A 15,033-nucleotide genomic window follows, 5' to 3' on the forward strand; every position below is an offset into this window, starting at 1 on the left:
TTAGATGATTCATAGCCGCATTTAAAGTAAGATGGTGTACCCTAATTCCTGTTTGGCCCTGAAAATGATGAAACAAACGTCATTTTAGACTAACTTTAAAGCTATCCTAAAATCTCATTTTGCCTCTTATAAAATTTCCAAAACCCCTCATCTTCCTATTTTCTATAAAATTTAAAATTGCTCACTTCATATTAATTCATTTATCTGAAAAGTTCAATTATTTTTTCAGTAAATTATTATACATTAGTTTGATTAATTTTTAACTAAATTAACAATAAAATACATCTATTCAATATGATTCCGGTATGAATATTATTACAATATAAATAACCGAGGAGAAAATATCCGCCTCGGTTTCATACTGTATATACTTCACTCTTTATAGTTTGTACTGTAATTGCTTACACATGCGATTAACGTATCACGCAGAAATTTAATATATTAGTAGAACTACAAAGTCACTAACTTCTACTTTTCTTAATTATCCCATTATCACAGCTGAAAATTCTCTTTCCCATCTCCTACTTTAAGAAAAATATAACCGCACTTAAAACAATCAACAATACACCGGAAAGAGGAAAACTCTTCTCCTCAGCTTTTATCTTTTCCTTAATAATACCTTTAATTTTTGTCTTTATATCCTCTGGGCATTTTCTAAATAAAATATTAGTTGTATGTAATGGCCTATTCAATATTCGAATTTTAACAGGAGATTCTGATAAATATATATTATTTTTATCCAATGTAAATTCTATGTTCGCTTCGGTTAACCCGTCTTTCACTAATATATTCACTCGGCTAGAAGGTAGATTAAATACCGTATAATCGTTAAAAGCGAGCCCTCTAATCTCGAAATGTGAGTATATAAGAATAAAAGTTATCAGCAACAAACATAGTATCAATATAGTTTTTGTTAACGAAAGTTGCTCTAATACGTAGGAAGATGTTGTCATATAAGCGCAAAAGAATGCCATTAAATTACAAAGATAATGATTTAAAATGAAATTTTTTCTCACAACTATAATAAGTCCGGAAATGATTAGTAGAGCGCATACTAGGTTCATTAACATATTTTCACCCTCCCCAATAACTATAACTATAACTATAACTATAACTATAACTATACAACTTTGCTACATTTTAACATTAATTACATATTCATACCTATAGTTATGTTCATAAAATATAAAAGAGTCTCATTAAAAAATGAGACTCTTTTATAAATACAATTATGATTGTTGTAAAAACACACTATTTTTTCTATACTCAAGTGCCAAGTCATGTATCCTTTCCGTATTTTTAAAGTAGAATACATCTTCTTCATCAAGTCCTACTAATATGTATGCGATTTTCAGTGAGTATGGTGCAATTTTTCTATTTAATTTACTCCCTACATACACTCCAGCTACTACACCTATCACTGTACCGATACCAGGGATTGCTATTGTACCTAGTGACGATCCCACAACACCTAAAATTGTATTTATGCCAAACCTTGAAAACAGAATTAAAGCTTTCACTGCTCCTAGACGTGCTTTATCAGTAGCTTGTACTTGTTTAAAATCTCTATTCACCGAGGCTAAATCGAAGAGTAGTCTTATCCCTAAAACTATTTCTGTTGAATATGGTGCTAATGCAAAAACTTCATCTGGCACATCAATTCCTAAGTTTTCCCTCAATGTTTCCAATCCATCTTTTACGTCTTGTGTAAATTCATAACTTGAGATATCGATTGGAATAAATTGTTCCTGTAATTCCGGTTTTGCAGTAAGAATTTTTTCTCGTATTTCTGAGCTAGTAGTATAATAAACATCCGGATTATCTTGCATAATATTAGATAAATGGTTTGCTTGGGCAGGATCCATCATTTTCACCTGAATTAACATTTCTTCCCCGTTTTCTTGGCTAATACCTTTTATATCCCATATAGGTTGATTCGCACTCTCTGCAATAGTAAAATCATAGTCCGGATATCTTTCTGATAAGTTATTTTGAACATAATATTCAAATTGCTTTCCTTTAACCCCATTTACCAAACCAGCAATAGAACCTTCTCCCTTTTCATAAACTTCTACATACTTTTCATAAAGAGATACACCACTACTAGAAAGTTGTGGGTACTGGGAAGCATATGCATCAAACAACTCATCCGGAACATTTCTTGTTTCAAGTATTTGATAACCTATTATTGATGAATAAATGCCTGCTTGTAGTACAACATCTCTATCTTTTAACGCTTCTAATTGAGAAAACATTTTTTCTTTTGATACATTATTTGATGCTGATTTCGGTATTTTTTTTAATGACTCCAGCATTTTATAAGATTCCATACTTACACCTCATAGAATAATTGTAATAATAGATAGTATCATTGCAATTAAAACACCTATATTGACAGCTAAATTCCCTTTATTATTTCCTGTAACTCCTAAACTTTTATTCACTTTTTCCAGAACTTTTTTTACTTCTCTAATCTCTTCCTCTTGATTAATCAACATACTTTTCATTTCACTAATATGTATATCTTGTTCTTCTACTTTAGCAGTTAATTCACGTATTTGTTCCATCCGTTTAGATGATTCGCTTTTTAACTCCTCATGTAAACTACCAATCTCTTCATTATTTTTATCTATGTTTTCTTGCGACAAAGACATAGATATTAAATTTTTATCAAATTGAGCTGCCAAGTCTGTAATCATTTCATGATTTTTCACAACTCTCGGTATTAATTCTTTATTTATTTGATCTTGCTCTTCCCAAAATTTTAATTTCTCTGCTATTTTAATTTCTTTAGATACTTCACTCAAAAAACTTTCGCTCCCTCTAATATATAATGATTTGAATATATTAGTAATTATAATAAAAGAATATTTTCATTACAACTACATTACCCAAAAAATGTTAAACATAGGAATTCATTTGAATGAAAAAACTATTTTAGATGTAATAAAACAATAATGCCCTCCCAAAAAATTTTGAGAGGGCATTATTGTTTTTATACTTAAGAATTAATACATTTGCACAAAATAACGATTTGTTCCTATTTTATTTTCAAATCATTTTTGAAGTTTGTTTACCTAAAATAAACACTTTAGTAAATACCATCATGATAACTACTATAGCCAGAAAATAAAGCGGCATCACCATCAACGAGCCCGTATGAAGCTGACTCATTCCCCAAATTGTCATCGTTACAATTACATAGTAGCCTAAGCTAAACAATGCTCCAGCTGTACCAATGACATCTTGAAAATCTACTAATGCTAAACTTAAACAGTTAGGCAATGCTACCCCAATTCCTAATAGCAATATAAACATCGCTACTAAAAATCCAATCATATATATTACGTTTGGATTTGATCCAACAAACGTAATAACAGATAAAATGACTGCTCCCCCTGTCATTACAAGACAACCGATATATATGATTTTCTCTGGTTTATAAGTAGCAAGTAACCGCTTTGAACCTTTCGCCCCAATAATAGAAGCGGAAGCGACAACAATTCCTAGAAATCCGTACATACTAGGCGATAACTGAAAGTATTCAATAAAGATAAACGGCGCTTCTGCATAGTAGCTAAATAAAACACCATTCGCTCCTCCAATTAATAATCCATACGTTACTACTTTCGGATTTGTAATCAACCGTTTTAATACAGAAAATACATTTATTTTACCCGTTATTGCGTCCGTTTTTGTTTCCGGAAGCGAAACAAAAGTATAAAGCAAAATCCCGACACTCATAACAACTAAACTTAAAAATACTATTTTAAATCCAAACATTTGATCAAGAAAGCCCCCAATTAGTGGACCTATCGCTGGTGTAAAAGCAATGACTGCCGAAATTTGAGCAAACATAACATGACGTTTATGCCCCTCTACACTTTCACGAAGAATCGTTTGTGTCACAACTGAACCAGCACTTGCTCCAAATGCTTGAATAAAACGACTAAACAATAAAAATTCAATAGAATTTGCAATATAGCATAAGAAACTTCCAGCGCCATATACTACAATTCCAAATAACATTGCTGGGCGACGACCAATTATATCTGATAACCATCCAATAAAAAATACACCTAAAGCAAATCCAGCAAAATAAACACTAAGTGTTAACTGTACCTCATTATTACTTACGTGCAACGCCTTTGAAATATCTGGTAAAGACGGTGTGTAAATTGTTTCACTAATTTGTGGAAATGCCACAAGAATAATCATTAACCAAAGTGACGGTACTGAGACTTTTTTCACTTTTAATACCCTCCTATAACTTTGAAAATCTCAGAAATGAATAGACTTTCCTTAGCTATGGAACAGGAGGGGCCATTATAGAAATTCGATCATAAAACAACAAAGAAAACACCTCAATTACGCATGTTAATACTTATAGGAGGGTAATATTAACATTGATTTTAATATATGCTTTTTCAATTATATTACATATTACATTTCTTTTTCTAGTGTTGAGCCTTGGAGGATTTGTTAGAAGGATAACTTGATACCATCACCTTTTTATGGAATAATTAGGAGTAGTTTGAATTAATGGATCTAATTATCAAACGATAGACTAGCATTTTTTAATGTCGCAAAGCTTACAAACAGGAGGACTTTTGTAATGATTGAAATTTTAAGGACCATAGTAAACTTCCTAATTTCTCTATTCTCAGGAGAATTACCAATTGTATATTATGTGTGGATTATTACCCTATTCCTAATTCAAATAATCCAATCTACTCTAAACTATAAACTATTTAACAAGAAAGATAATTTCAGCACTTATATATCAGAAGGATTACTTGCTTTTATTATTTTATTGTTTGGAGGTATGTTAGTATCTAAGTTACTTGCTTACATAATAGACGACTCTACTATTAGTATGACAAATTTAACACATTATTTTATTTCTCTTATTATATTAACTATATTTGTCGTCATAAGCTGTCTTAAAGATTTTATAGAAACATCTATCAAAAATAAAAATGTGTCTCTTTTTAGCTTTTTAGTAGTTTCCTTAATAACAAGTATACTTTCATTCAAGTTTTTATCACCTTTAATCGAAGGTTCTTTTTCTCTTTCTAAATCTTTTATAACCACTTTAATCATTCTTGTAACTATATCAATTCCTCTATTAATTTCCTTAGAGGAAAAATATGCAGATAAAAAAGAAACGGAAAATTTATAGCTTCTCATTTACATAAAAGAAAGGGGAAGCTCCCCTCTTTCTTTTATATCGTCCTATTTCACAAGATTAAATCATCCCTTTTAATATCAACCCCAAAACTGACATTACTATTGCACTTATAATAATTCGCAAAATCCAAGTTATGTTTGTACTTATTTTTTCCAATTGCTTATTGATTGTTGCTATGTCTTTCTCATTAATAGTGGTACGCGTTTCTAAATTACGAATGTCTCTCATAATTTCTTTTTGCCCCGCCTTGAGACTGTCAATTTTAGCGTAAACATCTTCCATATATTTACACCATCTGTTCATCTCAATAGAAAAAACTATATATATTATGAGACAACCCTCTTACCTGTGAATACATTCCGTATATCCGCACACCAAATTATTTGTACAATCTAATTGAATTACTTACACGTTTCCATTCTCCTATATATAAGTCTTCGTTTAGATAATATGTGGTATAAAAAGAAATCTCATTATTCTACTTTAATAATGTATTCTAAGTACTCTTTATATGCCGTTTCATAAAGACCTGTAGCATATTTAAAGGCTATTTTATTTTTTTAACAACAAACAAGGTGCAATCCAACATGTGGTAGCACCTACGATAATTACTATTATTTAAATCACCATTCTCATATTTACAACTCAATATAGTCAGTATTCTCTTCTTAAAAATCAGCTTTTTTAGCTACTTAATGTATACTAATATTAATATGAAATAGCTGTATTGATAAACTCTCTAGTACAAGAAATATACTAGCTGAAGCAGATCTATATCCGATATTTTTCCCATTAACATTAATGCTGATTTCCACTAAATGAGTTTGAATAGCATTGTTTTCAAAAATTTCATCCTCAACTTTTACAATATCAGCTTTACTATCCACTTCTTTAAAGGTTTTCAATAATTTTGTTTCTAATAGACTAAAATCAAAATTTTCATCTTTTATTACAGCAAATTTAATCTTCATATCAATTTCCCCATTTTTAACAAACTAAAATCATTAAATTAATATAAATATATATCAATCTATTAAATAATTCAAAATATACGCTTCTTATACACTATTACTAAATATCAGTTCTAAAAGGATTAAGTGCAAAAAAGAAAGAAAGTAAATAAAGAAAAAATTAGTACTCTCACAATTAAGTAAACGCTAATTTTTTCTTCTATCTACTTATTATTTAAGGTTAATAGTGATATAACCAGACTAAAAAATTTGACTTAAATTCATTGATGAATGGAGAGGTTTATATGAAATTAAAAGACAAAGTAGCAATCATAACTGGTGGTGCAAGTGGAATTGGTGAATCCACTGTTCGCCTTTTTATTGAAGAAGGTGCAAAAGTAGTTATTGCTGACTTTTCTGCACGCGGAAAAGGCCTATCAGATGAATTAAATGCACATGGATATAATACATTATTTATTAAAACTGATGTAACAAAAGAAGCAGATATTAAACAGCTAATCCATGAGACAGTAAGTAAATACGGTAAATTAGATATTATGTATGCCAATGCCGGCGTTGCTGATGATGCACCGGCAAACGAATTGTCCTATGAAAAATGGAAAAGAACCATTGATATTAACTTGTCTGGGGTATTCCTTTCTGATAAATATTCGATTGAACAATTTCTTAAACAAGGTACAGGCGGTGTCATCGTTAACGCTGGTTCGATTCATAGTTTTGTTTCATTACCTACCCCAACAGCATACTCCTCTGCAAAAGGTGGTGTGAAACTATTAACTCAAAATTTATGTACTGCCTACGCTAAATATGGAATACGTATTAATGCGGTGTGCCCTGGCTATATTGACACCCCTTTACTTGGTAGTATTAATCCTCAACAGAAAGGATATTTAGCTTCACTTCATCCACAAGGCAGACTTGGAACACCAAAAGAAGTAGCCAAAGCTGTCTTATTTTTAGCAAGTGATGATGCTAGCTTTGTTAATGGTACAACACTTCTTGTTGATGGTGGCTATACTGCACGCTAATTTTAAAATTTGAAGTACGGCTCTAAGAAATATATAGTCTTTAACAAAAAAAGCGCCATCACAAGTGACGGCGCTTTTTATATGTAAGAGCTACTAGAAGATACCCTTCTAGCCTACTCCCATTTATAAGTCCAAAACTGTTCAAGTTGCAGCCATTTTAATGTTGCTGCATCTTTATTTTTTATTTTTGCATGCGTGTCTTCCAGCATCGCTTCTGTTTGTGAACGATGTGCACCTAGTGCAGTTAACTTATGTTCAAATACTTCACTAATATTATTTACAACATCCGGCTCACCGAGTACTGCTTCACGATTTTTCGTAATTGCAACTGCATGAATGACTGGACGCCCTTCTTTTGGCATACGTGATACAGCGCGAACGACAGCACGGCCAAATGCATTATGGTCTGGATGTACGCCATGCTCAGGATAAAATGTAATAATTCGAGATGGATTTACTTCTTGAATGATTGCTTCAATTTTGTCTGCAACGAAATCAACATCTTCAAACTCTAACGTTTTATCATGGAAACCAAGCATTCTTAAATCTTGAATGCCCATCGCTTCACAAGCCTCTTTCAATTCTTTCTCGCGAATATTTGGAATCGTTTCACGGTTAGCGAATACGTTTTTCCCCATATTACGTCCCATTTGTCCAAGAGTACCACATGCATACGTTACAGGTACTCCTTGATCTGTTAATAAGCGAATTGTTCCTCCCGCAGCATATGCTTCATCATCTGGATGCGGAAATACAACAAGTACATGTCTCTCCATAAGTTTCCCTCCTTCTTACTTAAATGGTGTTAAGCTTAATTCAAGCGCAACTGCTAGGCGGCCTAGATTATCATGTCCAGCTAATAATAAACGCTCTTGATCATCTACTTCCCAATGCGTAATACCTTCAGCATATACCCAGCCATGATCCATTTTTAGACCAACTCGGTATGGGTTTGTTCCAGTTATTTTCCCGCGCTCAAAACGGATAATTGCATTTCGAATGAATGCTCCAACTGTCATCATCTTTTCATTTATGTGTGATGCATACGCTCCGTTTGTCGTTTCTAAATGAATATATACATCTTTATTTACAAAACGTTCGATTTCATTTTGAATAAGAGAACTATCTTTTACTATTTCCATCGGAATTCACCTCTTTAAACCATTTTACGCAAAAATAATGTAAATTGCTATCTCTATATTAGAGGACAACGCTCACTTTTCCTAATAATTTGCACTGTGTTTTTTTATTTTTTTATATCATATGTAGAATTGATGTTTTTTCCTTCACTTTGTTAAATAGTTTTCTTTCTTTTTTGAATTTGCTACAATATAAATTACGCAGAGGGATGCATTTTTACAATTGAATACATACTTTAAAGAAGGTGACATGTTTGGAACATTCAGCACATGAAGTAGCAAATTGGCAATATTATTTTGCAATTGCTGTATTTTTAGTCACGTACGGTTTTATTATTTCTGAGAAATTGAATCGTGCTGTAATCGCACTATTCGGTGCTGCTATTATGATTATTTTTGGAATTGTAGATTTACATACTGCTTTCACATCACATATTCAATGGGAAACAATCACCCTTTTAATTGGGATGATGATTCTCGTACATATTGCGAGTCAATCAGGCGTATTTGAATTTGTAGCCATTAAAGCAGCAAAAACAGCTGGCGGAAAACCAATCCGCATTTTATTATTACTATCCATATTAACCGCTGTCGGTTCTGCATTTTTGGACAACGTAACAACCGTATTATTAATCGTACCTGTTACACTATCCATTACACGTATTTTAAAAGTAAATCCTGTTCCTTATTTGATTTCAGAAGTACTATTTTCAAATATAGGTGGAACAGCAACATTAATTGGTGACCCACCGAACATTATGATTGGATCAGCTAATAAGCATTTAGACTTTAATGCCTTTTTACTAAACTTAGCTCCAATCGTAATCATTATTTCTATCGTTACACTTGGCATTATTTACTTCATGTATCGCAACAAACTAAAAACAACGCCTGAGCAAATCGAAAAGCTAATGGCATTAAATGAAAAAGATTATATTAAAGATCAGAGCCTCCTTTTAAAATCCATTACGATTTTAGGACTAACTATTTTAGGCTTTGTACTTCATTCTATTATTCATGTAGACGCTGCCGTTATTGCGATGACAGGTGCTACACTTCTTATGTTAATCGGTGTGAAAGAACATGATATTGAAGATGTATTTGCCCACGTTGAATGGGTAACAATTTTCTTCTTCGCTGGACTATTCGTTCTCGTTGGCGGATTAATTGATATCGGACTTATTTCTTCACTCGCAAAAGAAGTACTCGACGTAACAAATGGCGATATCGGTTTCGCTGCTATACTTATCTTATGGGTATCTGGCATCGCATCTGCGACAATTGATAACATCCCATTTGTCGCAACGATGATTCCACTTATTCAAGATTTAGCTACAGGACTCGGACTATCTGTCGATTCTCCGCAAATTGAAGTACTATGGTGGGCGTTATCACTTGGAGCTTGCCTAGGAGGCAACGGAACATTAATTGGAGCATCAGCAAACGTAGTCGTTGCTGGTATTGCAAAACGTGAAGGACATGGGTTCTCTTATATGGACTTCTTAAAAATCGGTTTCCCCTTAACGATCATTGCTCTATTGTTATCACATGCTTATATATATTTACGTTATTTAATGTAAAAGCTGTATTATATGAAATTATATCTTCAAACAAAAAAGGTATGCAGCACTACGCCGCATACCTTTTTCCATCACCAAAATATACCTATAATTGCTAATCCACCTAAAATCATACCACCAATTTGTCCGATGATTGTTGGTGATAATTGAACACCTTTCCTCACTTCAACAACCGGCCTTTCGTGCCTTAGTTGCTGCACTTCACTTTGAAGTTGGTGCACACTTCCATGTAATTCTTTGATTAGTTCTTTTAATTCAGCGACCTCTTCATTTACTGGCTTACTTTTTTCTAAGTTCATCTCGCATAACTCCTTATAAATTCAATCAGTTCACTGTAAAATTTCGCCAATTATCGTTATATCTCCTGCATACTACATATATAATATGGAATGTACCTTTATTAACAAGACCCTTTTAAGAACAAATTTAGATATTTTAAAAAGACAACTTTCATTAGTTCTTTATATATAAAGGACTAATATATTCAACAATTCTATTCTTTATAGTTTCTTTTTCATACAAAAAGCTTCACTAAAATTTAGCAGGTGTACCTTGATGAAAATACATTTGCCATCTTCCTTCTCTAAATTTCCATATCGAACTACGTAACGAGTGTTGATTATTTATTTCATTGAATATTCGATAAGTAGTTAATGCTACATCTTTGGATAATGGATGTACTTCGAAATCACTCAAAGTCATTTTTACCACACCAATTCCACTTTTATCGATATCCTCATTTTTATATAAAACTTTACCAGAACTCCCAAACTCAAAAAAATCAGCGGCAAGTATCTTTTTAAGCTCCTTTTGAGATGTGCGAACCCCTGGTTTAAGTAATCGTTCCTCTAGCTGATATAAACACTCTCTTAATGAAGATAAACCTTCCATTAGTACACTCCTCCGCTCATCATTACCCAAATATTACAACTTTTCACTCTACACTACACAATTATTCTGTATGTTTTTGCTAGTTCTGCAGCTCTATCCATTCATCCCGCAATATCCCCATAATCATACGATCAAAACACTTTCCGTCTCGCTGAACTGCTTCTCTCATACACCCTTCCATCTGAAAACCCATCTTTTTATACAACGCAATGGCTGCTTTATTATAAGAAATAACATCGAGACCGACGCGGTGTAAATTCATTTCATAGAACGCATACTTTAGAATAATATGTATCGCTTCTTTCCCATATCCCTTCCCTCTATCATTTGCCTCTCCTATACCAATTGCTAATAGACCTGTTCTGTTATTCCACTCTATGCCGTGAATTGCAACAAAACCAATTAAGCGATCATCTTGAACTGTTCTTAACATGAAAGAAACACTATTCGATCTCCGTCCCTTTAATAGCCCATCACTCGCTATTTCATGTAACGATTGCGGGAATGCTAAGTCTGTATCTACATTTCTTAAATATTCACTATCCTCTTGCCACATAGCCATTACTTCAGCATCTGTCGCTCTAATAGCTGATAATTTAATAGTTTTATTTTGAAAAAGATTCATCGTCATTTCAAACTCCCCCTTTATTAAATAGCGGGGATAATTATTTTAGCCTATTTATCCCGCATTAACGGGCAGTAAGACTCCCACCTCAAAATTCAGCTGGAGCGAAGAAGTTAGGTGGGAGATCAACTGCCCGTAAACGCCCGATTGGTGAAGGCTAATAATCACTGGGGGATGAACAAAACCCCCACTGATTAAAGTTTCACTTTATCCCCTTGTTCCATAAACTGTTTTTTAACGGGATACTTACAATAAGCGCTGACATTGGCACATCTCCCTTGCATTGAATTAACTTCATTGTATAATTTTTCATTTATTCTAACAATAACAACAATAAAAAGGCCCTCCAAATTTAGAGGGCCTTTCCTAATAGTAAAACTGTATTATTTCGTAAACATTTTCTCCGCTTCATCCATTGCCATTTTGTTGCCTAAAGCAGAATAGTCAAGCCATGGTTGGTCATTGATAATGTATACGTGCTTGCCTTTAACAGCTTTTAAGTCTTTCCAAATTGGTGTTTCTTGAAGTTGTTTAAATGCTGCTTTCGCTTTATCGTCTCTGTTTACAACAACGAAAATAGCATCCGCATCAAAGTCAGGTAATACTTCTTGTGAAATGACTTCGAAAGGACGGTCTCCATCAATTTTCTCTACACCATTTGCAGGTTGTAATCCTAAGTCTTGGAATAAAATTGGTCCCATCGGTCTTTTCGTACTAAATACACGTAATTCTTTTGCAGTAACGCGAATTGCCATTACTTTCTCATTATTACCTAGCTCTTTATCTATTAAACTTTTTACTCGTTTTGATTGCTCTTCATAATCTTGAATATATTTATCTGCTTCTTTCTCACGGTTTACAAGCTTACCAACTTCTTTTAAATGATCTCTCCACGTACCTTCATCTAAATTAAAAGAATGTGTTTTTGCAATTTTTTCGTATTTCGCTAAATCTTTGCCAGCATATTTTTCATCCACATAAATTTCAGATGGCTTTAATTGTAGTAATGCTTCCATATTCGGATCTGTTACAACGCCAAGTTTCTTCGTATCTTTCAACTGTTCTTTCACGTGAGGTAAGAAATCTTTTAAATCTCCACCAATTACAGAACCTACCGGTGTAATTCCTAATGCAAGTAAGTTATTCGTTAAATGAATAGACATAGAAGCAATTTTTGGATCATTACTTTTTTCAGTTTTTTTAGTTGCCTCTTCACTAGATTTCGTTTGACCACATGCTGATAATACTAAAATAAACATAATGCTAAATAAAATAGTAAGTTTCTTTTTCATATGTTCTCCTCTTTGAAGTATTTATTTTGTTTTTGTAAGTAAATAAAGAAAATATGGCGCACCTAAAGCCGCTACTACTACGCCAGCTGGAATAGAGTTTGGCTCAAATAAAGATCGTCCTATCGTATCCGCGAGTACTAAAATAATCATTCCAATTATGCCAGCTAACGGAAGGAAATGTTGATATGTACTACCTACTAACTTTCTTGCGATATGCGGAGAAACTAAGCCGATAAAGCCAATTCCCCCTGCCATTGATACACTTGCACAAGACAATCCTACCGCTGTAGCTAAAAGCAGTAACCGTTCTTTTTGAACAGATACACCAAGCCCTGCTGCTACACTATCACCTAGTGACAGTGCATTTAACGTTTTGGATTTCAGCCATGCGTACGGAGTTAGTATCAAAATCCAAGGTAATAATGCTAGGACATGAATCCAATCTCTTCCCCACACGTTACCAACTAACCACCTAGAAGCGAATGTATACGTCTCATCATTTAACTTGAGCGAGAAAAATAACGAAAGTGCACTAAAACCAGCTGAAACTGCAATACCAACAAGAATAAGTCTAATGGGAAGTAAACCTTTTGACCGATCACTCGCAAGCAAAACAATAAGAAATGCAGCTAACACTCCTCCGCCAAATGTAAATAACGGTATTAAAATCGATGCACTCTCGTTAATAGAATGAAAGAAAGTAACAAATACAATAAGCCCGAAAGATGCACCCGAGTGTAATCCGAGAATACCAGGATCTGCGAGAGCATTCCGAGATAATCCTTGCAAAATCGCACCGGAAACCCCAAGGCCAATACCTGCTAACATTGTGATTATAATTCTTGGCATACGATAATCGTATAGCACGGTTGCACTCTCAAAATCACCATAGCCAAAAAGCGTTCGAATTACTTTGAGCGGTGCGATGCTCAGCGTTCCCGTATTTAAGCTAATCAAAATTACAGCGATACTTATACATCCGAAAATTGTAGTTACAGTAATAGCTCTCTTTTTATCCGTGCTAAAAAGATCCTTCACTTATAACTCCCTCCCAACTTTACGTGCTATATAAAGGAAGAACGGAACTCCAACAAGAGCTACCATAATTCCTATCGCAAGTTCTTTAGGAGGATTTACTGTTCTTGCTCCTAAATCAGCTAAAACTAATAACATAGCTCCTAATAATGCTGACATAGGAATAATAAGTTGATAATTAACACCTACTAATTTTCTAGCAATGTGCGGGATGACCAATCCTACAAATCCAATGGAACCAACAGCTGAAACAGAAACACCTGCTAGAATCACTACCATAATCATCCCGAGTATTCTCGTTCGGTTCGTTTTTACACCTAAATTTGTAGCGACATCATCCCCCATTGATATGAGTGAAATAGATCGCCCTAGCGCTGTCGCAAAAACAATTGTTATGAGAATAATAGGCACTAAAAATTTCAAGTGTTCCCACTTAACCCCCGCAACACCACCAGCATACCAAAACGCTAAATCTTGGCTTAAGTCATAATAAATCGCGACACCTGAACTTAACGAATGTAAAAGCGCGGCCATAACCGCCCCTGCAATCGTTAACCTCATCGGCGTTAGCCCGCCTGATGTTGCTGATCCAATAATAAAAATGAGTACTGTACTTAAAACTGCTCCAATAAAGGAGACAATCATTAAATAGGAATACGGCATATGCGGGAAAAAAGCAAAGCTAAGTGCTACTACAAACATCGCACCTGCATTTATTCCGAGTACACCTGCATCAGCTAAAGGATTTCGTGTTACCCCTTGCATAACAGCTCCAGCGACTGCAAAAGCAGCTCCTACAACTGCCGCTCCAATTACCCTTGGGAGCCTTAATTCATAAATAATTTGATGCTGTGTTAATTTCGGATTATAATCAAAAACCGCTGCCCACACCGTTTGCAAATGAATATCCTTTGCCCCGAATGCAATAGCTAAAAATATAGATCCGATTAAACATAAAATTGTTAAGCTCATGAAACATACGAACTTAATATGTATCCAGCGATTATTGCCAGCATGTACAGTAGATTTATGTAACATGTTTCATTTCATCCTTTATATTCAGTTCTTTTTTATAATTATTTTTTATTTATAATCATTATTGATAATAATTATCATTTTCATTTAGATATTATATCCCCACTTTTTTTAAATAGCAAACTATTTTTTTACTTTGTTAAACTATCAAAATACTTATTACAATTACCTTCTAAAACTTCCAAATACATGCAAAATGACGTACTGTTTTATTTTCAAATTTGTAGTATACTAAGTTATTATTTT

17 protein-coding genes are annotated in these 15,033 nt (G+C 33.5%); 3 read left to right on the top strand and 14 right to left on the bottom strand.

The window, feature by feature from the left end; translation table 11 throughout:
• Window positions 1-521 precede the first annotated feature (521 nt).
• The 4 genes from MR155_RS14685 to MR155_RS14700 all read right to left on the bottom strand — a co-directional run bounded on the left by MR155_RS14685 (window position 522) and on the right by MR155_RS14700 (window position 4,251).
• Window positions 522-1,070, bottom strand: a complete 549-nt coding sequence (locus MR155_RS14685; RefSeq protein ID WP_016095173.1) for a hypothetical protein — start codon at window positions 1,068-1,070, stop codon at window positions 522-524.
• Between the two features lie 159 nt (window positions 1,071-1,229).
• Window positions 1,230-2,330, bottom strand: coding sequence for a sulfite exporter TauE/SafE family protein (locus MR155_RS14690; protein ID WP_242310335.1), 1,101 nt, complete (start codon window positions 2,328-2,330; stop codon window positions 1,230-1,232).
• A gap of 9 nt (window positions 2,331-2,339) precedes the next feature.
• Window positions 2,340-2,807 carry a hypothetical protein gene (locus MR155_RS14695; RefSeq protein ID WP_242310337.1) on the bottom strand — a complete coding sequence of 156 codons (468 nt, stop codon included), beginning with the start codon at window positions 2,805-2,807 and terminating at the stop codon, window positions 2,340-2,342.
• Between the two features lie 244 nt (window positions 2,808-3,051).
• Window positions 3,052-4,251 (bottom strand): multidrug effflux MFS transporter, encoded by a 1,200-nt coding sequence (locus MR155_RS14700; RefSeq protein WP_242310339.1) that lies wholly within the window; start codon window positions 4,249-4,251, stop codon window positions 3,052-3,054.
• A 364-nt stretch (window positions 4,252-4,615) separates the two neighbouring features.
• Here MR155_RS14700 and MR155_RS14705 point away from each other — a divergent pair, with 364 nt between their 5' ends.
• The gene (locus MR155_RS14705; protein ID WP_002087629.1) at window positions 4,616-5,182 is read left to right on the top strand and encodes a DUF5823 family protein; all 567 of its coding nucleotides are present in this window, start codon (window positions 4,616-4,618) and stop codon (window positions 5,180-5,182) included.
• Window positions 5,183-5,248: 66 nt separating this feature from the next.
• On the opposite strand, the gene MR155_RS14710 is transcribed toward MR155_RS14705, so the two are convergent.
• Window positions 5,249-5,473, bottom strand: a complete 225-nt coding sequence (locus tag MR155_RS14710; protein ID WP_242310341.1) for a hemolysin XhlA family protein — start codon at window positions 5,471-5,473, stop codon at window positions 5,249-5,251.
• 410 nt (window positions 5,474-5,883) lie between these two features.
• Window positions 5,884-6,162, bottom strand: coding sequence for a hypothetical protein (locus MR155_RS14715; protein ID WP_002137577.1), 279 nt, complete (start codon window positions 6,160-6,162; stop codon window positions 5,884-5,886).
• 284 nt (window positions 6,163-6,446) lie between these two features.
• Between MR155_RS14715 and MR155_RS14720 the strand changes: the two genes are divergently transcribed.
• The gene (locus MR155_RS14720; RefSeq protein WP_002137578.1) at window positions 6,447-7,190 is read left to right on the top strand and encodes an SDR family NAD(P)-dependent oxidoreductase; all 744 of its coding nucleotides are present in this window, start codon (window positions 6,447-6,449) and stop codon (window positions 7,188-7,190) included.
• Window positions 7,191-7,303: 113 nt separating this feature from the next.
• Here MR155_RS14720 and bshB2 read toward each other — a convergent pair whose 3' ends face one another.
• Both bshB2 and MR155_RS14730 read right to left on the bottom strand, forming a co-directional pair.
• Window positions 7,304-7,966: a bacillithiol biosynthesis deacetylase BshB2 gene (gene bshB2 / locus MR155_RS14725; protein ID WP_219303228.1), complete on the bottom strand. Its 663-nt coding sequence runs from the start codon at window positions 7,964-7,966 to the stop codon at window positions 7,304-7,306.
• Window positions 7,967-7,981: 15 nt separating this feature from the next.
• Complete coding sequence (locus tag MR155_RS14730; protein ID WP_000407045.1) at window positions 7,982-8,332, bottom strand: YojF family protein; 351 nt, start codon at window positions 8,330-8,332, stop codon at window positions 7,982-7,984.
• Between the two features lie 251 nt (window positions 8,333-8,583).
• Between MR155_RS14730 and MR155_RS14735 the strand changes: the two genes are divergently transcribed.
• Window positions 8,584-9,909, top strand: a complete 1,326-nt coding sequence (locus MR155_RS14735) for an ArsB/NhaD family transporter (RefSeq protein WP_242310343.1) — start codon at window positions 8,584-8,586, stop codon at window positions 9,907-9,909.
• Between the two features lie 71 nt (window positions 9,910-9,980).
• On the opposite strand, the gene MR155_RS14740 is transcribed toward MR155_RS14735, so the two are convergent.
• From MR155_RS14740 to MR155_RS14765, 6 genes are all read right to left on the bottom strand, one after another.
• Window positions 9,981-10,208 (bottom strand): coiled-coil domain-containing protein, encoded by a 228-nt coding sequence (locus MR155_RS14740; RefSeq protein ID WP_002033458.1) that lies wholly within the window; start codon window positions 10,206-10,208, stop codon window positions 9,981-9,983.
• 232 nt (window positions 10,209-10,440) lie between these two features.
• Window positions 10,441-10,800 carry a nuclear transport factor 2 family protein gene (locus MR155_RS14745; protein ID WP_002033457.1) on the bottom strand — a complete coding sequence of 120 codons (360 nt, stop codon included), beginning with the start codon at window positions 10,798-10,800 and terminating at the stop codon, window positions 10,441-10,443.
• Window positions 10,801-10,879: 79 nt separating this feature from the next.
• Entirely contained in the window at window positions 10,880-11,431 is a 552-nt protein-coding gene (locus MR155_RS14750; RefSeq protein ID WP_219303230.1) for a GNAT family N-acetyltransferase, read from the bottom strand.
• Between the two features lie 377 nt (window positions 11,432-11,808).
• A complete protein-coding gene (locus MR155_RS14755) occupies window positions 11,809-12,717 on the bottom strand; it encodes an iron-hydroxamate ABC transporter substrate-binding protein (protein WP_219303231.1) in 909 nt (302 codons plus the stop codon).
• A 21-nt stretch (window positions 12,718-12,738) separates the two neighbouring features.
• Window positions 12,739-13,755, bottom strand: coding sequence for a FecCD family ABC transporter permease (locus tag MR155_RS14760; protein WP_242310345.1), 1,017 nt, complete (start codon window positions 13,753-13,755; stop codon window positions 12,739-12,741).
• On the bottom strand, window positions 13,756-14,790 hold the full coding sequence (locus MR155_RS14765; RefSeq protein WP_242310348.1) for a FecCD family ABC transporter permease: 1,035 nt from the start codon (window positions 14,788-14,790) through the stop codon (window positions 13,756-13,758).
• Window positions 14,791-15,033: the final 243 nt, after the last annotated feature.

The sequence above is a fragment of the Bacillus cereus group sp. BfR-BA-01331 genome (assembly GCF_022663915.1).
Lineage (GTDB): Bacteria > Bacillota > Bacilli > Bacillales > Bacillaceae_G > Bacillus_A > Bacillus_A mycoides.

What these genes read in the sequence shown, in the direction of transcription:
- MR155_RS14710 (WP_242310341.1), bottom strand. Translation starts at nt 5,473, where the DNA reads ATGGAAGATGTTTACGCTAAAATTGACAGTCTCAAGGCGGGGCAAAAA.
- MR155_RS14730 (WP_000407045.1), bottom strand. Translation starts at nt 8,332, where the DNA reads ATGGAAATAGTAAAAGATAGTTCTCTTATTCAAAATGAAATCGAACGT.
- MR155_RS14705 (WP_002087629.1), top strand. Translation starts at nt 4,616, where the DNA reads ATGATTGAAATTTTAAGGACCATAGTAAACTTCCTAATTTCTCTATTC.
- bshB2 (WP_219303228.1), bottom strand. Translation starts at nt 7,966, where the DNA reads ATGGAGAGACATGTACTTGTTGTATTTCCGCATCCAGATGATGAAGCA.
- MR155_RS14755 (WP_219303231.1), bottom strand. Translation starts at nt 12,717, where the DNA reads ATGAAAAAGAAACTTACTATTTTATTTAGCATTATGTTTATTTTAGTA.
- MR155_RS14745 (WP_002033457.1), bottom strand. Translation starts at nt 10,800, where the DNA reads ATGGAAGGTTTATCTTCATTAAGAGAGTGTTTATATCAGCTAGAGGAA.
- MR155_RS14720 (WP_002137578.1), top strand. Translation starts at nt 6,447, where the DNA reads ATGAAATTAAAAGACAAAGTAGCAATCATAACTGGTGGTGCAAGTGGA.
- MR155_RS14685 (WP_016095173.1), bottom strand. Translation starts at nt 1,070, where the DNA reads ATGTTAATGAACCTAGTATGCGCTCTACTAATCATTTCCGGACTTATT.
- MR155_RS14750 (WP_219303230.1), bottom strand. Translation starts at nt 11,431, where the DNA reads ATGACGATGAATCTTTTTCAAAATAAAACTATTAAATTATCAGCTATT.
- MR155_RS14740 (WP_002033458.1), bottom strand. Translation starts at nt 10,208, where the DNA reads ATGAACTTAGAAAAAAGTAAGCCAGTAAATGAAGAGGTCGCTGAATTA.
- MR155_RS14715 (WP_002137577.1), bottom strand. Translation starts at nt 6,162, where the DNA reads ATGAAGATTAAATTTGCTGTAATAAAAGATGAAAATTTTGATTTTAGT.
- MR155_RS14765 (WP_242310348.1), bottom strand. Translation starts at nt 14,790, where the DNA reads ATGTTACATAAATCTACTGTACATGCTGGCAATAATCGCTGGATACAT.
- MR155_RS14690 (WP_242310335.1), bottom strand. Translation starts at nt 2,330, where the DNA reads ATGGAATCTTATAAAATGCTGGAGTCATTAAAAAAAATACCGAAATCA.